We start from the raw sequence: 15,992 nt of genomic DNA on the forward strand, positions 1-15,992 counted from the left end.
TTTTCTCGCCCCCCTACAGCCGCGCCGGAGCCCCATCCCGGGGACGCCGCCCCCGGACCCCCGCTCCTCGAACGCCGGAGGGGCTGAAGCAGCCCGAAGGGCCGGATCGGCTCAGCGGCCGTCCGAGCCCTCCAGTCCGCGGCGGCGTTGCTCCCTGCGCTCCAGCTTCTCCCTGCGGCGTTCCTCGCGCAGGCGCTGCTTCTCCGCCCGGGGGAGTTTGCGCTGGACGCCCACGCCGCCCCAGAAGGCGAAGCCCGTGACGACCACGCGCGGGGCGCCCGGGTCGCCCGGCACGCCCTCCTCGCGGTGGTCGAAGCCGCCCATGACGCCGACGCCGCGCACGACGACCTCGACACCGGGCGGGACGATGACGTCCACCCCGCCCATGACCGCGACCGCGTTGACGACGACCTCGCGGTCCGCGAAGTACGCCTCCCGCAGGTCGACCTCGCCGCCGCCCCAGAAGGCGAAGCAGTTGAAGCGGCGCGGCGCCGTCCAGCGGCCCCGGCGCTGGAAGCCCGACATCACCGCCACGGCCCACGACGACGTCCCCGCGTCGTCGCCGCCGACGATCCTGTCCCGCCAATCACCGGACCCCTCCGGCTCCTTGGCCAGGGACACGGCCGGCACGGCCGTCCCCGGGCCCGGCAGGTCACGGGTGATCGGCGTCAGCTCCCCGTAGGTGCGCGCCCTGTACGCCGCGTCCAGCCGCTCCTCGAACTCCTCCATGTCGAGACGGCCCTCCGCGAGGGCCTCCCGCAGGATCTCGGCGACCCGTTCACGGTCGGCGTCGGAGGCTCGGAGGTCCGGCACGGCTGCGTCGTCGGTCATAGTCAGCAGCCTACGAGTTGTCTCCGCCGCACGGCTACGAGAGGGTCCGCCGGGCTACGACAGGGCCCGCCCGGCCCGTTCCTCGTACATCTTCGCGATCACCGCCTCGATGTCCGGCTCCCGCACCGACAGGTCCACCAGCGGGTACCGGGCCGCGACCTCCGCCACCAGCTCGGCCGCCGACGCCGACGCGGGGAACGCCAGCCACTGCCGCGGCCCCTCCACCCGCACCACCCGCGCGGGCGCGGGCGCCTCGATCGGCGGCAGCTCCCGCTCCAGGTCCACCACCAGCGTCCGCTCGCTCTCCCCCGCCTCGTGCAGCCCGGCGAGCGGACCGTCGTACACCAGCCGGCCGTGGTCGATCACCATCACCCGCGAGCACAGCTGCTCGATGTCCTGCAGGTCGTGCGTGGTCAGCAGCACCGTGGTGGCCCGCTCGGCGTTCAACTGCCGCAGGAACTCCCGCACCCTGGTCTTGGAGACGACGTCCAGGCCGATCGTCGGCTCGTCGAGGTAGAGCACCTCCGGGTCGTGCAGCAGCGCCGCCGCGACGTCCCCGCGCATCCGCTGGCCCAGCGAGAGCTGGCGCACCGGAACGTCCAGCAGCCCGCCCAGGTCCAAAAGCTCGGTCAGCCGCTCCAGGTTCTCCCGGTACCGCGCCACCGGGATGCGGTACATGCGGTGCATCAGCCGGTACGAGTCGATCAGCGGCAGGTCCCACCACAGCGTCGTGCGCTGCCCGAACACCACCCCGATGCGGTGCGCCAGCCGCGTCCGCTCGCGGGACGGGTCGATGCCGGCGACCCGCAGCCGGCCGCCGCTCGGCGTGAGGATCCCCGTCAGCATCTTGATCGTCGTCGACTTCCCGGCGCCGTTCGGACCGATGTAGCCGACCATCTCGCCCCGCGCCACCGTGAAGGAGAGCGAGTCGACCGCCCGCACCCGGTGCCGCTCCCGCTTCATGAAGCCGGTCCTCCTCCGCACGTCGAAGACCTTCTCCACACCGTCGAGTTCGATGAAAACGTCCCTCACCCGCTAGCTCCCCGTGCTCCGGTACGACCTGAGACCCGTCCGCCACGCCAGCCCCGCCAGCACGCAGCACCCCACCGCCACCAGCGGCGACGCGAACGCCGCCCACCCCGGCAACCCGACCGGGTACGGCCGCTCCAGCACGTACGCGGCCGGCACCCAGTTGACGAAGGCGAGCGGCAGCATGAACGTCACCCCGCGCACCAGATCCTTCCCGAACACGCTCGGCGGATACTGCAACAGCGTGTTCCCGCCGTACGTGAACGCGTTCTGCACCTCGGCCGCGTCCTGCGCGAAGACCTGGAACGCCGCGCCCGCCACGAACACCGCCGAGAAGATCGCCGCGCCGCTGACCACCACCACCGGCACCAGCAGCACCTTCACCGCACTCCAGTCGACGTCGACCGCGGCCAGCGCCCAGCCCAGCACCACCACGCCCTGCGCGACCCGGCCCAGCCGGCGCAACGCGAAGCGGTCCGCGCCGACCTGCGCCAGCACCGGAACCGGACGCACCAGCAGCACGTCGAACGAGCCGTCCCGCATCCGCCCGCCCAGCACGTCCATCGACCCCAGCACCAGGTCGGCGATCCCGAACGACGTCGCCGACAGCCCGTACAACAGGGCGATCTCCGGCAACGACCAGCCGCCCAACGAGTCGACCTGCGAGAACATCAGCAGGATCCCCACGAAGTCCAGCCCGGTCACCAGCAGGTTCCCCACCACCGTGAACACGAAGGACGCGCGGTAGGTCATGCCCGACCGCACCCACATCCCCGCGATCAGCCCGTAGGCCCGCACCCCCTCCACGAACACGCCGCGCTCACCCACCCTGCACCACCACCCGCCGCACCGCCGCCGACTGCAGCAGCCGCCCCGCCGCCAGCAGCGCCACCGCCCACGCCCCCTGGAACGCGAACGCCCCCCACACGTCCGCCTCCCCCATCAGCACATCCGCCGGCACCTGCAGCTGCGCCGCCCACGGCAGCACCCGCACGACGTCACCGAGCCCGTCCGGAAAGGCGTTCAACGGCAGCACCATGCCCGAGAAGAACACCCCCGTGATCATCAGCACCTGGCTGATCCCCCTGCCGTCCATCAGCCAGAACACGCACAGCGCCGCCAGGTAGCGGATCGCGAAACTCACCACCGCCGCCAGCAGCAGCGCGGCCGCGAACGCCGCCCACGCGGCCGCCTCCGCCGGCAGCGCCATCGGGAAGAACAGCGAACCGAACACGAACGGCACCACCCCCCGCCCCAGCAACTGGAACCCCGCCCGCCCCACGTCCCCCGCCAGCCACCACAGCTGCAGATCCACCGGCCGGTACAGATCGACCGCGATCTCACCGGTACGGATGCGTTCCATCAGGTCCTTCTCCGCACCGCCGCCCTGGATCGCCAGCGTCGCGTACAGACACTGCCCCAGCCACACGTACGTGACCGCCTGCGCCTGGTCGTACCCGCCGAGCCCCGGCCGCTCCTCCCACAGCGCCAGATACGTGTACACGAGGATCAGCCCGAACACCGTATTGGTGAACACCCCGGCCGCCGTCGCCACCCGGTACGACGCGTACCGCCGGAAACCCCCCACCGCCACGGCCAGATACAACCGCGCCGAGCCCACGCCCCGCCCCCTCCCGCGTCCGGCACCGAAAGCGCAGGAGCCTAGTGCGCCCGCCGCACCCCCCGCCACGCATTTTCGTCGGGGCCATGCGCGTGACACGCCGCGTGCGCGCGCCACGCGCGGCGTCGGCGGGCACGCGCCACAGGATGGGACAGTCTTGAATAAGAGGCACACACCACGGCGCAGTGGAACGAACCAGGCGAAACAGGAATCCATGCACGACATGAGCGACGAGCCGCAGCCACAGCAGCCCCACCAGGGCTGGGCACCGAGAAGACCCCCGGCGGCCGCCGCCCCGAGAGGACCCGGACGCACCGGCCGGCGCCGGCTGCTCCCCACCTGGCGGATGCTCCTCGCCGGCCTCCTCCTCACCGCCGCACTCGTCGTCGGCGCCTTCCTCCTCGGCTACCACCTCGTCCAGATCCCCGCCGCCAACGCCCTCGCCACCCAGCAGGCCAACGTCTACCTCTACGCCGACGGCTCCGTCATCGCACGCGACGGCGAGGTCAACCGGGAGAACGTCACCCTCTCCCAGATCTCGAAGCACGCCCAGCACGCCGTCCTCGCCGCCGAGGACCGCGACTTCTACACCGAATCAGCCGTCGACCCCCAGGCCATGGTCCGCGGCGCCTGGAACACCCTCACCGGCAAGGGCAAACAATCCGGCTCCACCATCACCCAGCAGTACGTGAAGAACTACTACCTCCGCCAGGAGCAGACCATCACCCGCAAGGTGAAGGAGTTCTTCATCGCCATCAAACTCGACCGCGAACAGACCAAGGACCAGATCCTCGAGGGCTACCTCAACACCAGCTTCTTCGGCCGCGGCGCCTACGGCATCCAGTCCGCCGCCCACGCCTACTACGGCATCGACGCCTCCGAACTCGACGCCGGCCGCGCCGCCTACCTCGCCGCCCTCGTCAACGCCCCCAGCCAGTACGACGTCATCCTCCACCCCGAGAACCGCGACGCCGTCGAACGCCGCTGGAACTACGTCCTCGACGGCATGGTCGACGAAGGCTGGCTCAGCGCCCCCGAACGCGCCGGCCTGACCTTCCCCGTGCCCCGGCGGACCACCGTCTCCACCAGCCTGTCCGGACAGCGCGGCTACATCGTGAACATCGTCAAGGGCCACCTGACCCAGAACGGCATCATCGACGAGGCCGCCCTCGACACCGGCGGCTACCGCATCACCACCACCCTGCACAAGGACAAACAGGACGCCCTCGTCGACGCCGTCAACGACAAACTCATGGACCGGCTCGACCGGAAGAACCGCGAGGTCGACACCTACGTCCGCGCCGGCGGCGCCTCCATCGACGTCAAGACCGGCAAGGTCGTCGCCCTGTACAACGGCATCGACTACGTCAAGCAGTACACCCCCAACGCCACCCGCCGGGACTTCCAGGTCGGCTCCAGCTTCAAACCGTTCGTCTTCACCGCCGCCGTCGAACACGGCTCCCGCACCCAGGACGGCCGCCCCATCACCCCCAACACCCTCTACGACGGCACCAGCGAACGCCCCGTCGAGGGCTGGCCCGGCGACCGCTACGCCCCCGAGAACGAGGACCACCGCGACTACGGCGACATCACCGTCCGCGAGGCCACCGACAAATCCGTCAACGCCGTCTACGCCCAGATGGCCGCCGACGTCGGCCCCGACAAGGTCCGCCAAACCGCCGTCGACCTCGGCCTGGCCCCGGACACCCCCAGCCTCGACAACGCCGGACCCTCCATCGCCCTCGGCGTCGCCACCGCCAGCGTCCTCGACATGACCGAGGCCTACGCCACCCTCGCCAACCACGGCAAACACACCGACCCCACCCTGGTCGAGAAGATCACCCAGAACGGACGCGACGTCGACCTGCCCGAACGCCACACCCGCCAGGCCGTCACCCGCCAGGCGGCCGACACCACCACCTCCGTCCTGCGCGGCGTCGTCGAGAGCGGCACCGCCACCGCCGCCCAGACCGCCGGCCGCCCCGCCGCCGGCAAGACCGGCACCGCCGAGGAGGACACCGCCGCCTGGTTCGCCGGCTACACCCCCGACCTCGCCACCGTCGTCGCCGTCATGGGCCAGGACCCCGTCACCGCCGGCCACAAACCCCTCTACGGCGCCATGGGCCTGCCCCGCGTCAACGGCGGCGGCGCCCCCGCCGAGATCTGGGGCCAGTACACCCGCGAAGCCCTCCAGGACACACCGGTCACGGCCTTCACCCTCCGCCTCCAACCCGGCGCCTGGAAGACCCAGCCGCCCCCCGGCGACTCCAGCACCGGCCCCTCCTCCACCGGCACCCCCGACGACAACGACGGCGGCGGCAGCCGGGCACCCGACGAGACGGGAACGGGGACGGGGACGGGGACGGGCGACGAGCCCACCGGCCAGGACGAGCCCGAACCACCCCGGGGACAGACCGGCGGCGGAACCACCGGCGGCGACACCGAGGACGACAGCGCGACGACCACCGACGACACCGGCGAAGGCGACGGCGACACCAACGGGGACGACTCCCCCGTCCCGGACGGCCTCACCGACGCCCTCACCCAGAGCGGCCGATGGGACTGAAGGGACTGAAGGGCCCCGGAGGACCCAGGAGACCGAGGGAACACCCGCCGTTCAGTGCCCGGACGTCGCCTTCAACCCCACCACGGCCACCAGCAACAGACAGATGAAGAAGATCCGCGCCGCCGTCACCGGCTCACCCAGCACCAGCATGCCCAGCACCGCCGCCCCGGCCGCACCGATCCCCACCCACACGCCGTACGCCGTACCGATCGGCAGCGTACGCGCCGCGTACGACAGCAACAGCATGCTCGTCACGATGCCCGCACCGGTCAGCAGGCTCGGAACCAACCGGGTGAAACCATCGGTGTACTTCATCCCCACCGACCAGCCGACCTCCAGCAGACCGGCGACGACAAGCAGAACCCAGGCCATGACAGGCACCTCCGGGACACGGACGGAAACGGGGGCGCGTCGTCTTTGCCTTCACCCCGGTACGGCGCGTCTCGTCGGGGCCCTCACGGGTCCCACCACCCTAGCCCGAAAGCAGGAAAAGGGCCGGTGACAACAGCCACCAGCCCCTCCCCACCAACGAACTACAGGTACAAACCGGTCGAATCCTCAGAACCCTCGAAACGGTCCGCGGCCACGGCGTGCAGATCACGCTCCCGCATCAACACGTACGCCGTCCCCCGCACCTCGACCTCCGCCCGGTCCTCCGGATCGAACAACACCCGGTCACCCGGCTCCACGGTCCGCACGTTCTGCCCCACCGCGACCACCTGGGCCCAGGCCAGCCGACGACCCACCGCCGCCGTCGCGGGAATCAGAATCCCACCCCCCGAACGCCGCTCGCCCTCACCGGTCTCCTGCCGCACGAGCACACGATCGTGCAACATCCGGATGGGCAGCTTGTCGTCCTGGGAACCCTGCTCGTGTCTTTTGGCGCTCACGCCCTGAAACCTACCTGCAATCGCCGCGAACCAAGACAGGCGGGTACACGCTCAGCGCCCGCGCCGACGGGACCCCAGAGCCAGCAGCCCCACGACCCCCACCACCAGCACCGCCACCGGAACCACCCGCTCCAACCGAGGCGCGCCCTCCTCGTCCACGAACTGCGCCTTGACCTGGCCCACCACACCGTTCACCCGGACATACGCCCGCCCCAGCGTGTGGTCCACGTTCGAGACGACCCGGGCCTTGGCATCCCCCACGATCGTCTTCGGATGCACCCGCACACCGATCTCGTCCAGGGTCTCGGCCAGCACCGCACGACGGCGCTCGATGTCCGCCTCGATCTGCGCCGGGGTCCTGGTGTCCGCCGTGTCCGCCACCGTGCCGCCTCCGAAATCCGCTGATACCCGTGTACCTGTGCCGGACAGTCTGTCAGCTCCACGCCGCCGCGCACGGTCAGGACCCCCGGTTACCCTCGATCCCGGCACCCGATCCACGCAGCGCGCACGCACGAGGAGACCAGAGACGATGAGCGAACGCCTCCAGCCCGGGGACGAGGCCCCCGCCTTCACCCTGCCCGACGCCGACGGCAACGAGGTGTCCCTGGCCGACCACAAGGGCCGCAAGGTCATCGTCTACTTCTACCCGGCCGCCCTCACCCCCGGCTGCACCAAGCAGGCCTGCGACTTCACCGACAACCTGGAGCTGCTGGCCGGCGCCGGCTACGACGTCATCGGCATCTCCCCCGACAAGCCGGAGAAGCTCGCCAAGTTCCGCGAGGCCGAGTCCCTGAAGGTCACCCTCCTCGCCGACCCCGATAAGAAGGTCCTCGACGCGTACGGCGCCTTCGGCGAGAAGAAGAACTACGGCAGGACCTACCTGGGCGTCATCCGCTCCACGATCGTCGTCGACGAGGAGGGCAAGGTCGAACGCGCCCTCTACAACGTCCGCGCGACGGGCCACGTGGCCAAGATCATCAAGGACCTGGGCGTCTGAGCCCTCCGCGCCCGTGGAACGGGCCGTACCGGAACCCCGGTACGGCCCGTTCCGCATTCCGCACGCGACCGTCCGATATCCGGTTCGTTACTCCGTACGAGGCCACGAACGGGAGGCCGGGAGACGGAGGGGGTCCGATGGGGGCCAGTGCGTACAGCAGGGAGCGGCTGGAAGAGGCGGCTCGGGGGGCACGGACGCTGACGGAGGCGTTGGTGCGGTTGGGGGTGGATCCGAAGAGTTCGACACGGCGGTATGTGCTCGGGCGGATGAAGAAACTCGGGGTCGACACATCGCATTTCCAGCGTGAGGGGGTGAAGTGGACTCGGGAGTTGCTCCAAGAAGCGGTCTCGGCCTCGACGAACATGTGCGAGGTGCTACGGCATCTCGGACTGGAAGTGGTCGGTGGGCATCACACGCACATCAGCCGCCGCATCGAGGCGTACGGCATCGACACGTCGCACTTTCAGGTGCCGAGCCAACGCCGTAGGGCACAGGGACTGCTGCTCATCGAGCAAGCACCCGCCACTGCCCGACGCATTCCAAGCGATCGCCTCAAGCGAGCCATGGGCAAGCACGGAGTGCAAGAGCAGTGCGCTCTGTGTGGCATCGGGGCAGTCTGGCTGGGAGAGCCGTTGCCACTTGAGGTCGGCCATATCGATGGCAACTGGCGGAACAACCGGATCGAGAATCTGCGACTGCTCTGCCCCAACTGCCACTCTACGACCGATGATTACCGGGGCCGGGGCAAGGGGCGTGCCTCATGACCAGCGGCATGCGGTACACCCGCGAGCGCCTGGTTGAAGCCGCCGAGAAGTGTGCTGACATGAAGGAGGTCATCGCCTTCTTCCGCACCCGGCCTTACCCGTATCTCGATCGCTACCTCGTAAGGCGCTTCGCTCACTTCGGGATTGACATCTCGCACTTCGGTCTTCGTGACAGACTGCCACGTCCCACGGCTGACGCACTGCGTACGGCAGTCGCCGAGTCGATCTCGATGGCGGGGGTGCTTCGCCACTTGGGTCGACCGGCCAACGGCGGCCAGCGTGCCATGGTGCGACGGTGGATCGCCGAGGAGCACCTCTCGGTCACACACTTCCTGGGCCAGGCTCATCAGCGAGGAAAGCCTGGTCCAACCCCGCTCAAGGGCGCCGATGACATCCTCGTCCAACACAACGGCAAGCAACGGACGAGGACTCCGCAGTTGCGTCGCGCGCTCCGCGAGACCGGCATACCAGAACGGTGCGCCATGTGCGGCACCGCCCCGGAGTGGCTCGGCAAGCCTATGACGTTGGAGGTCGATCACATCAACGGGGACTGGAGTGACGACCGACGTGAAAATCTGCGGTTACTGTGTCCCAACTGCCACGCGATCACCAGCACCTGGTGCCGAGGAGGTCGGCCTAGGCAAGCAGGCCGAGACCGGTAGCATGGCGGCCACGCGGCCGTGGCGAAATAGGCAGTACGCGCGGGCCTTAGAAGCCCGTGGGCGAAAGCCCGTGTGGGTTCGAATCCCACCGGCCGCACCGCCCCCCACCTTCGAAACAAAGGCGGGGGGCGTTTTCATGCCTCAGCCCAGCAGCTCCCGCACCACCGGCGCCAGGGCCCGGAACGCCTTGCCGCGGTGGCTGATCGCGTTCTTCTCCTCCGGCGTCAGCTCCGCGCAGGTGCGGGTCTCGCCCTCCGGCTGGAGGATCGGGTCGTAGCCGAAGCCGCCGGTGCCCGCCGGGGTGTGGCGGAGGGTGCCCATCAGGTGGCCCTCGACCACGCGTTCCGTGCCGTCGGGGAGGGCCAGGGCCGCCGCGCAGGCGAAGTAGGCGCCCCGGTGTTCGTCGGCGATGTCGGAGAGCTGGGCGAGGAGGAGGTCCAGGTTGGCCTTGTCGTCGCCGTGGCGGCCGGCCCAGCGGGCGGAGAAGATGCCGGGGGCGCCGTTCAGGACGTCGACGCAGAGGCCGGAGTCGTCGGCGACGGCGGGGAGGCCGGTGGCCCGGGCGAGGGCGTGGGCCTTGAGGAGGGCGTTCTCGGCGAAGGTGACGCCGGTTTCCTTGACGTCGGGGACGTCGGGGTAGGCGTCGGCGCCGACGAGGTCGTGGGGCAGTCCCTCGTCGGCGAGGATCGCGCGCAGTTCGGTGATCTTTCCGGCGTTGCGGGTGGCGAGGATCAGGCGGGTCATGGGCCCAGTATCCCCGGGCCCGTGGAGCGCTCGTCCGTTACGGCGTGCAGACCTTGGTGAGTTCGCCGGCGGCGTCGGTGACGGGGCTGATGTCGGGGGTCTCGTCGCCGTTCCGGATGGAGGTGCGGACGTTCTGGACGGCCTTCTCGAGGTCGTCGACGGCCTTGCTGACGTCGGCGTTGTCGGTCTTGTCGCCGATCTCGCCGAGGTTCTTGTCTATGGATGCGAGGGATTCCTCGAGCTGGGTGACGTCGTTGCCGGCGTTCTCGACGGCTTGCTGCATGTCGGTGACGCTGTCGGCGATGGCGTCGGCGGTCTGGACGCAGTCCAGTGCCTTGTCGACGGCGGCGCAGCCGGTGGTGAGTCCGGCGGTCAGCGCGACGGCCGCCAGGGTGGTGGCGACGGTTGCGGTGCGGCGTCGGCGGCTCGCGGCCATGGAACGGTCCCTCCCCTTGGTCGGGCCGGTGTGCGGCCCTGGTCGTTGGCCGGGCGCCCGGGGGTGAGCCGTGCGCCCGTACTCCTTCAGACGCGGTGGTGGCCGGCGCGGTTGCCCGCGTCGGCCACGTGTCTTGGTGTGTCCTTTACCTTTCGAGGACGGTGTCGAGTGCGGCGCGCTGGGCGGCGGCGAGTTCGGTGCAGCCGGTGACGGCGAGGTCGAGGAGGGCGTTGAGTTCGTCGCGGGCGAAGGGTTCGGCTTCGGCGGTGCCCTGGACTTCGACGAAGCGGCCGTCGCCGGTGCAGACGACGTTCATGTCGGTGTCGGCCTTGACGTCTTCCTCGTAGCGGAGGTCGAGGAGGGGGACGCCGGCGACGATGCCGACGGAGACGGCGCTGACGGTGCCGGTGAGGGGTTTGCGGCCGGGCTTGATGAGTTTCCTGCCCTGGGCCCAGGCGACGGCGTCGGCGAGGGCGACGTAGGAGCCGGTGATGGCGGCGGTGCGGGTGCCGCCGTCGGCCTGGAGGACGTCGCAGTCGAGGACGATGGTGTTCTCGCCGAGGGCCTTGTAGTCGATGACGGCGCGCAGGGAGCGGCCGATGAGGCGGCTGATCTCGTGGGTGCGGCCGCCGATGCGGCCGCGGACGGATTCGCGGTCGCCGCGGGTGTTGGTGGCGCGGGGCAGCATCGCGTATTCGGCGGTGACCCAGCCCTCGCCGCTGCCTTTGCGCCAGCGGGGGACGCCTTCGGTGACGGAGGCGGTGCAGAGGACCTTGGTGTCGCCGAAGGAGACGAGGACGGAGCCTTCGGCGTGCTTGCTCCAGCCGCGTTCGATGGTGACCGGGCGGAGTTGTTCGGGGGTGCGGCCGTCGATTCGAGACATGGCGCTGAGCCTAGCGTCAGCGGTGTGTGCGGAAGCGCCACATGTGGAAGGGGCCCCTCCCGTGGTGGGTCGGGGCCCCTGGTGTGTGGCGATGGCTCACATCATGTCTTCGATTTCGGCGGCGATGGGGTCGGCGTCGGTGCCGATGACGACCTGGATGGCGCTGCCCATCTTGACGACGCCGTGGGCGCCGGCGGCCTTGAGGGCGGTTTCGTCGACCTTGGCGGGGTCGACGACTTCGGTGCGGAGGCGGGTGATGCAGCCTTCGACCTCTTCGATGTTGTCGATGCCGCCCAGCCCGGCAACGATCTTCTCAGCCTTGGTGGCCATGTTCGTTCTCCCTGATCCGAACCGCTTTGTCGCAGTAACCCACAGTTGGCCCATCTTTGCGAGCGGTCCTGTCGTGGGGGCCGGATGATGGCGTCACGACGGCGGAACCACCCCTCCGACTGGTCTACACCACCGGGCGGACTGCCGCCAAACCCGTCGTCACCGCTTTCCTCGAGGGGGCCGGATGAGTACCGAGAGTGCCGCCGGGGCCGGGGGTGCGGTCCCTCCCGTGCGTGAGCGCTGGAACCGTTTGTTCCAGGGTTTGCAGAAGATGGGGCGGAGTCTGCAGTTGCCGATCGCGGTGCTGCCGGCGGCGGGCATCCTGAACCGGCTGGGGCAGCCGGACGTGTTCGGGGCCGAGGGTCTGGGCTGGACGGGCGTCTCCAAGGTGATGACGGGTGCGGGTGGCGCGCTGCTGGACGGTTCGCTGGGGCTGCCGCTGCTGTTCTGTGTGGGTGTGGCCATCGGGATGGCGAAGAAGGCGGACGGGTCGACGGCGTTGGCGGCGGTGGCGGGGTTCCTCGTCTACTACAACGTGCTGCGGCAGTTCCCGGAGGACTGTCCGGAGGGGTCGAGGGCGGTGCCGATGGTGGGCTGCCGGGTGGCCGACGGGACGGTGACGGCGTTCACGTACCAGAATCCGGGGGTGTTCGGGGGGATCGTCATCGGGTTGGCGGCGGCGTATTTCTGGCAGCGGTTCCACCGTACGAGGCTGGTGGACTGGCTGGGGTTCTTCAACGGGCGGCGTCTGGTGCCGATCGTCATGGCGTTCGTGGCGATCGTGTTCGCGGCGCTGTGCCTGTGGGTGTGGCCGCCGGTCGGCGGCGCGCTGGAGAGCTTCAGCGACTGGCTGAGCGGTCTGGGCGCATGGGGCGCGGGCGTGTTCGGTGTGGCCAACCGGGCGTTGTTGGTGATCGGGCTGCACCAGTTCCTGAACGTGCCGATGTGGTTCCAGTTCGGCAGTTACACCAAGCCTGACGGCACGGTGGTGCACGGTGACGTCAACATGTTCCTGGCGGGTGATCCGACCGCGGGTCAGTTCACCACGGGTTTCTTCCCGATCATGATGTTCGCGTTGCCGGCCGCCGCGCTGGCGATCACGCACTGTGCGAGGCCGCACCGGCGCAAGGAGGTGGGCGGGCTGATGCTGTCGGTGGGGCTGACCTCGTTCGTGACCGGCATCACGGAGCCGTTGGAGTACTCCTTCCTGTTCGTCGCGCCGGCGCTGTACGTGATCCACGCGGTGCTGACGGGTGTGTCGATGGCGGTGACGTGGGGGCTGGGGGTGAAGGACGGGTTCAGCTTCTCGGCCGGGCTCATCGACTACGTGATCAACTGGAACCTGGCCGCCAGGCCGTGGTTGATCGTTCCGATCGGGTTGTGCTTCGCGGCGGTGTACTACGTGGTCTTCCGGTTCGCGATCACGCGGTTCGGTCTGAGGACTCCGGGGCGGGAGCCGGAGGAGGAGGTGGAGGACGCGGCGAAGGCGTGACGTCTTAGGGTGGGGGTGGCTGTTCGAGCCCTCGGACCGTGTGGTCCGGGGGCTTTTCGGCGTGTCCGCCGGCGGGGTCCGGGCGGGTGCGGTGCGTGGCCCGGCGGGAGCGGGAATCACGGGTTCCTTATGCGACCTTCATCGTGCTACAACAGGTCTACACCACTCAGTGGTGTAGACCATGCGCGCGGACCTGCGCCGCGCGTTCGGGACGCCGCCGTCCTCATTGTGTCCCCTGGCGGCGCCTTGCCCACTGGAGGAAGACGATGACCACGGCGAGCACGGCAACAGCCGACAAGAAGAAGGGCGCCGGCGCGATGGCCGTCCTGCAGCGCATCGGCCGCAGCCTCATGCTGCCGGTCGCGGTGCTGCCCGCGGCGGCGCTGCTGGTGCGCCTCGGCAACGAGGACATGCTGGGACGCGAGTCGTTCCCCGCCTTCATCACCAAGATCGCCGGCTTCATGGCGGCCGGCGGCAACGCGATCCTCGACAACATGGCGCTGCTGTTCGCCGTGGGCATCGCGATCGGCTTCGCGAAGAAGTCGGACGGTTCGACCGCTCTCGCGGCGGTCGTCGGTTACCTGGTCTTCAAGAACGTGCTGGCCACCTTCACCGACGAGAACCTTCCCCAGGTGGGCACGGTCGTCGACGGCAAGGTCGTGATGGTGGACGCGCCGGTGGACGCCAAGGTCCTCGGCGGCGTGGTGATGGGCCTCGTGGTGGCGCTGCTCTACCAGCGCTTCTACCGCACGAAGCTTCCGGACTGGGCCGGATTCTTCGGCGGCCGCCGCCTGGTGCCGATCCTGTCGGCCTTCGCCGGTCTGGTGATCGGCATCGTCTTCGGCTACATCTGGCCGGTCCTCGGCACCCTCCTGCACAACTTCGGTGAGTGGCTGGTGGGCTCGGGGGCCGTCGGCGCCGGTATCTTCGGTGTGGCCAACCGTGCTCTCATCCCGATCGGCATGCACCACCTGCTGAACTCCTTCCCGTGGTTCCAGGCGGGCGAGTACGAGGGCAAGAGCGGTGACATCGCGCGCTTCCTGGCCGGTGACCCGACCGCCGGCCAGTTCATGACCGGCTTCTTCCCGATCATGATGTTCGCCCTGCCGGCAGCCTGCCTGGCCATCGTGCACTGCGCCCGGCCCGAGCGCCGCAAGGTCGTCGGCGGCATGATGTTCTCCCTCGCGCTCACCTCGTTCGTGACCGGCGTCACCGAGCCGATCGAGTTCACCTTCATGTTCATCGCGCCGGTGCTCTACGCCATCCACGCGGTGCTGACCGGTGTGTCCATGGCGCTGACGTGGGCCCTGGGCATGAAGGACGGCTTCGGCTTCTCCGCCGGCGCGGTCGACTACTTCCTCAACCTCGGCATCGCCAGCAACCCGTGGGGCCTGGCCCTGGTGGGCCTGTGCTTCGCGGCGGTCTACTACGTGGTCTTCCGCTTCGCCATCACCAAGTTCAACCTGCCGACGCCCGGCCGGGAGTCGGACGAGGAACTGGCGGAACTGCGGAAGGCGGAGGCGAAGTGACCCGCTGACCCACGCGAAGGCCCGGCCGGGATCGGCCGGGCCTTCGCGCTGTCCGCGCCTCGTCGCGCACGCGCCGTGCGGACGTGCCGGAGCGACCGGACCGGTCCGGCGGCCCCGGCCTCAGATCTCGTACGTCGCCCCGGGCGCCGCCAGGCCCACCGGGCCGTCGTACACCGCGCGGGCGTCGGCGAGGTTGATCTGCGGGTCGGTCCACGGGGGGATGTGGGTGAGGATCAGGCGGCGGGCGCCGGCCCGGGCCGCCGTCTCACCCGCCTCGCGGCCGTTGAGGTGCAGGTCGGGGATGTTCTCCTTGCCGTGCGTGAAGGCGGCCTCGCACAGGAAGAGGTCGGCGTCGCGGGCGAGGTCGTCGAGCGCGGGGCTCACGCCCGTGTCGCCGGAGTAGGTCAGTGTCCTGCCGCCGTGCTCGATGCGGATGCCGTACGCCTCGACCGGGTGCGCGACGCGCTCGGTGTGGACGAGGAACGGGCCGATCTCGAAGGAGGACGGCTTGACCGTGTGGAAGTCGAAGACCTCGCTCATGGAGGAGGCCGAGGGGGTGTCGGCGTAGGCGGTGGTGAGCCGGTGCTCGGTGCCCTCGGGTCCGTGGACCGGCAGCGGGGCGCAGCGGCCGCCGTCGTGCCGGTAGTAGCGCGCCACGAAGTAGGCGCACATGTCGATGCAGTGGTCGGCGTGCAGGTGGCTGAGGAAGATCGCGTCGAGGTCGTAGAGACCGCAGTGGCGCTGCAGCTCGCCCAGGGCGCCGTTGCCCATGTCGAGGAGCAGCCGGAAGCCGTCGGCCTCGACGAGGTAGCTCGAGCAGGCCGATTCCGCGGACGGGAACGACCCCGAGCAGCCGACGACGGTGAGCTTCATGAAGCAGAAACCTCCGCTGGCGGGTGTGGAGAGACGGGGGTCGTGCGGTTTGTCGAGCGTAAGGCGCGAAACCTGTGGTCGCTCCTCCGCCAGGGGCCGTTGTGGGCGAACTCACCTGCGGTGTCACCGGTTCGGCTGGAAGGGGCGCGTGCCGTGGTCGGGAGGGGCGCGCGGCGGTGGCGCGCGCCGGTACGGTCGGGGCATGGACACGGCCTGGTGGCTCGCGCTCGCCGCGGTGGGGGTGCTCGCGCTCGTCACCGCGCTCGTCGACGGGTGGGGGCGGGGGCGCCGGTCCCCAAGGCGGCGGGGCGGCGGGCGGGACGGCTCCGGGAACGCGTGAGGGGC

19 protein-coding genes, 1 tRNA gene and 1 riboswitch are annotated in these 15,992 nt (G+C 70.0%); of the genes, 8 read left to right on the forward strand and 12 right to left on the reverse strand.

Going from position 1 to position 15,992, the window contains the following annotated elements; all coding sequences use genetic code 11:
• Positions 1-111 precede the first annotated feature (111 nt).
• From ACZ8ZB_RS12995 to ACZ8ZB_RS13010, 4 genes are read right to left on the reverse strand one after another with little or no spacing between them, the layout of a single operon-like run.
• Positions 112-831, reverse strand: a complete 720-nt coding sequence (locus ACZ8ZB_RS12995; RefSeq protein WP_470737877.1) for a DUF1707 SHOCT-like domain-containing protein — start codon at positions 829-831, stop codon at positions 112-114.
• Between the two features lie 54 nt (positions 832-885).
• Positions 886-1,863 (reverse strand): ABC transporter ATP-binding protein, encoded by a 978-nt coding sequence (locus ACZ8ZB_RS13000; protein ID WP_470737878.1) that lies wholly within the window; start codon positions 1,861-1,863, stop codon positions 886-888.
• A 3-nt stretch (positions 1,864-1,866) separates the two neighbouring features.
• Positions 1,867-2,631, reverse strand: coding sequence for an ABC transporter permease (locus ACZ8ZB_RS13005; RefSeq protein ID WP_470741473.1), 765 nt, complete (start codon positions 2,629-2,631; stop codon positions 1,867-1,869).
• Between the two features lie 49 nt (positions 2,632-2,680).
• Positions 2,681-3,481, reverse strand: a complete 801-nt coding sequence (locus tag ACZ8ZB_RS13010) for an ABC transporter permease (RefSeq protein WP_470737879.1) — start codon at positions 3,479-3,481, stop codon at positions 2,681-2,683.
• 223 nt (positions 3,482-3,704) lie between these two features.
• Between ACZ8ZB_RS13010 and ACZ8ZB_RS13015 the strand changes: the two genes are divergently transcribed.
• Complete coding sequence (locus tag ACZ8ZB_RS13015) at positions 3,705-6,047, forward strand: transglycosylase domain-containing protein (protein ID WP_470737880.1); 2,343 nt, start codon at positions 3,705-3,707, stop codon at positions 6,045-6,047.
• A gap of 51 nt (positions 6,048-6,098) precedes the next feature.
• Here the strand turns inward: ACZ8ZB_RS13015 and ACZ8ZB_RS13020 are convergent, their stop codons facing one another.
• From ACZ8ZB_RS13020 to ACZ8ZB_RS13030, 3 genes are all read right to left on the reverse strand, one after another.
• Positions 6,099-6,419 carry a DMT family transporter gene (locus ACZ8ZB_RS13020; RefSeq protein WP_030825380.1) on the reverse strand — a complete coding sequence of 107 codons (321 nt, stop codon included), beginning with the start codon at positions 6,417-6,419 and terminating at the stop codon, positions 6,099-6,101.
• 33 nt (positions 6,420-6,452) lie between these two features.
• A riboswitch (guanidine-III (ykkC-III) riboswitch) is annotated at positions 6,453-6,514 on the reverse strand.
• 66 nt (positions 6,515-6,580) lie between these two features.
• Positions 6,581-6,883 carry a GroES family chaperonin gene (locus ACZ8ZB_RS13025; RefSeq protein WP_380955277.1) on the reverse strand — a complete coding sequence of 101 codons (303 nt, stop codon included), beginning with the start codon at positions 6,881-6,883 and terminating at the stop codon, positions 6,581-6,583.
• A gap of 105 nt (positions 6,884-6,988) precedes the next feature.
• Positions 6,989-7,318: a DUF3618 domain-containing protein gene (locus ACZ8ZB_RS13030; protein WP_470737881.1), complete on the reverse strand. Its 330-nt coding sequence runs from the start codon at positions 7,316-7,318 to the stop codon at positions 6,989-6,991.
• A gap of 148 nt (positions 7,319-7,466) precedes the next feature.
• On the opposite strand from ACZ8ZB_RS13030, the gene bcp reads away from it, so the two are divergent.
• From bcp to ACZ8ZB_RS13050, 4 genes are all read left to right on the forward strand, one after another.
• Positions 7,467-7,934 (forward strand): thioredoxin-dependent thiol peroxidase, encoded by a 468-nt coding sequence (gene bcp, locus ACZ8ZB_RS13035; protein WP_470737882.1) that lies wholly within the window; start codon positions 7,467-7,469, stop codon positions 7,932-7,934.
• A gap of 137 nt (positions 7,935-8,071) precedes the next feature.
• Complete coding sequence (locus tag ACZ8ZB_RS13040) at positions 8,072-8,698, forward strand: HNH endonuclease (RefSeq protein ID WP_470737883.1); 627 nt, start codon at positions 8,072-8,074, stop codon at positions 8,696-8,698.
• Positions 8,695-9,360, forward strand: coding sequence for an HNH endonuclease (locus tag ACZ8ZB_RS13045; protein ID WP_470737884.1), 666 nt, complete (start codon positions 8,695-8,697; stop codon positions 9,358-9,360). Before ACZ8ZB_RS13040 ends, ACZ8ZB_RS13045 begins: the two co-directional genes overlap by 4 nt.
• A 12-nt stretch (positions 9,361-9,372) precedes the next feature.
• Positions 9,373-9,457: transfer RNA gene (locus ACZ8ZB_RS13050), tRNA-Leu, on the forward strand.
• Between the two features lie 44 nt (positions 9,458-9,501).
• On the opposite strand, the gene rdgB is transcribed toward ACZ8ZB_RS13050, so the two are convergent.
• From rdgB to ACZ8ZB_RS13070, 4 genes are all read right to left on the reverse strand, one after another.
• On the reverse strand, positions 9,502-10,104 hold the full coding sequence (gene rdgB, locus ACZ8ZB_RS13055) for an RdgB/HAM1 family non-canonical purine NTP pyrophosphatase (RefSeq protein WP_470737885.1): 603 nt from the start codon (positions 10,102-10,104) through the stop codon (positions 9,502-9,504).
• A gap of 37 nt (positions 10,105-10,141) precedes the next feature.
• Entirely contained in the window at positions 10,142-10,540 is a 399-nt protein-coding gene (locus ACZ8ZB_RS13060) for a hypothetical protein (protein WP_470737886.1), read from the reverse strand.
• Positions 10,541-10,685: 145 nt separating this feature from the next.
• Positions 10,686-11,423, reverse strand: a complete 738-nt coding sequence (rph, locus tag ACZ8ZB_RS13065; protein WP_470737887.1) for a ribonuclease PH — start codon at positions 11,421-11,423, stop codon at positions 10,686-10,688.
• 96 nt (positions 11,424-11,519) lie between these two features.
• A complete protein-coding gene (locus ACZ8ZB_RS13070) occupies positions 11,520-11,753 on the reverse strand; it encodes a PTS sugar transporter subunit IIB (protein ID WP_010039992.1) in 234 nt (77 codons plus the stop codon).
• Positions 11,754-11,937: 184 nt separating this feature from the next.
• Between ACZ8ZB_RS13070 and ACZ8ZB_RS13075 the strand changes: the two genes are divergently transcribed.
• Together ACZ8ZB_RS13075 and ACZ8ZB_RS13080 are read left to right on the forward strand one after the other, a co-directional pair.
• The gene (locus ACZ8ZB_RS13075; protein WP_470737888.1) at positions 11,938-13,245 is read left to right on the forward strand and encodes a PTS transporter subunit EIIC; all 1,308 of its coding nucleotides are present in this window, start codon (positions 11,938-11,940) and stop codon (positions 13,243-13,245) included.
• 266 nt (positions 13,246-13,511) lie between these two features.
• On the forward strand, positions 13,512-14,774 hold the full coding sequence (locus tag ACZ8ZB_RS13080; RefSeq protein WP_470737889.1) for a PTS transporter subunit EIIC: 1,263 nt from the start codon (positions 13,512-13,514) through the stop codon (positions 14,772-14,774).
• A gap of 120 nt (positions 14,775-14,894) precedes the next feature.
• On the opposite strand, the gene ACZ8ZB_RS13085 is transcribed toward ACZ8ZB_RS13080, so the two are convergent.
• The gene (locus ACZ8ZB_RS13085; protein ID WP_470737890.1) at positions 14,895-15,647 is read right to left on the reverse strand and encodes an MBL fold metallo-hydrolase; all 753 of its coding nucleotides are present in this window, start codon (positions 15,645-15,647) and stop codon (positions 14,895-14,897) included.
• A 202-nt stretch (positions 15,648-15,849) separates the two neighbouring features.
• Here ACZ8ZB_RS13085 and ACZ8ZB_RS13090 point away from each other — a divergent pair, with 202 nt between their 5' ends.
• Positions 15,850-15,987, forward strand: coding sequence for a hypothetical protein (locus tag ACZ8ZB_RS13090; protein WP_470737891.1), 138 nt, complete (start codon positions 15,850-15,852; stop codon positions 15,985-15,987).
• Positions 15,988-15,992 lie beyond the last annotated feature (5 nt).

It is taken from the genome of Streptomyces sp. 12E, from assembly GCF_055633275.1.

What these genes read in the sequence shown, in the direction of transcription:
- ACZ8ZB_RS13080 (WP_470737889.1), top strand. Translation starts at nt 13,512, where the DNA reads ATGACCACGGCGAGCACGGCAACAGCCGACAAGAAGAAGGGCGCCGGC.
- ACZ8ZB_RS12995 (WP_470737877.1), bottom strand. Translation starts at nt 831, where the DNA reads ATGACCGACGACGCAGCCGTGCCGGACCTCCGAGCCTCCGACGCCGAC.
- ACZ8ZB_RS13075 (WP_470737888.1), top strand. Translation starts at nt 11,938, where the DNA reads ATGAGTACCGAGAGTGCCGCCGGGGCCGGGGGTGCGGTCCCTCCCGTG.
- ACZ8ZB_RS13085 (WP_470737890.1), bottom strand. Translation starts at nt 15,647, where the DNA reads ATGAAGCTCACCGTCGTCGGCTGCTCGGGGTCGTTCCCGTCCGCGGAA.
- ACZ8ZB_RS13020 (WP_030825380.1), bottom strand. Translation starts at nt 6,419, where the DNA reads ATGGCCTGGGTTCTGCTTGTCGTCGCCGGTCTGCTGGAGGTCGGCTGG.
- ACZ8ZB_RS13070 (WP_010039992.1), bottom strand. Translation starts at nt 11,753, where the DNA reads ATGGCCACCAAGGCTGAGAAGATCGTTGCCGGGCTGGGCGGCATCGAC.
- rdgB (WP_470737885.1), bottom strand. Translation starts at nt 10,104, where the DNA reads ATGACCCGCCTGATCCTCGCCACCCGCAACGCCGGAAAGATCACCGAA.
- ACZ8ZB_RS13025 (WP_380955277.1), bottom strand. Translation starts at nt 6,883, where the DNA reads ATGTTGCACGATCGTGTGCTCGTGCGGCAGGAGACCGGTGAGGGCGAG.
- ACZ8ZB_RS13045 (WP_470737884.1), top strand. Translation starts at nt 8,695, where the DNA reads ATGACCAGCGGCATGCGGTACACCCGCGAGCGCCTGGTTGAAGCCGCC.
- ACZ8ZB_RS13090 (WP_470737891.1), top strand. Translation starts at nt 15,850, where the DNA reads ATGGACACGGCCTGGTGGCTCGCGCTCGCCGCGGTGGGGGTGCTCGCG.
- ACZ8ZB_RS13015 (WP_470737880.1), top strand. Translation starts at nt 3,705, where the DNA reads ATGAGCGACGAGCCGCAGCCACAGCAGCCCCACCAGGGCTGGGCACCG.
- rph (WP_470737887.1), bottom strand. Translation starts at nt 11,423, where the DNA reads ATGTCTCGAATCGACGGCCGCACCCCCGAACAACTCCGCCCGGTCACC.
- ACZ8ZB_RS13005 (WP_470741473.1), bottom strand. Translation starts at nt 2,631, where the DNA reads ATGTGGGTGCGGTCGGGCATGACCTACCGCGCGTCCTTCGTGTTCACG.
- ACZ8ZB_RS13060 (WP_470737886.1), bottom strand. Translation starts at nt 10,540, where the DNA reads ATGGCCGCGAGCCGCCGACGCCGCACCGCAACCGTCGCCACCACCCTG.
- ACZ8ZB_RS13040 (WP_470737883.1), top strand. Translation starts at nt 8,072, where the DNA reads ATGGGGGCCAGTGCGTACAGCAGGGAGCGGCTGGAAGAGGCGGCTCGG.
- bcp (WP_470737882.1), top strand. Translation starts at nt 7,467, where the DNA reads ATGAGCGAACGCCTCCAGCCCGGGGACGAGGCCCCCGCCTTCACCCTG.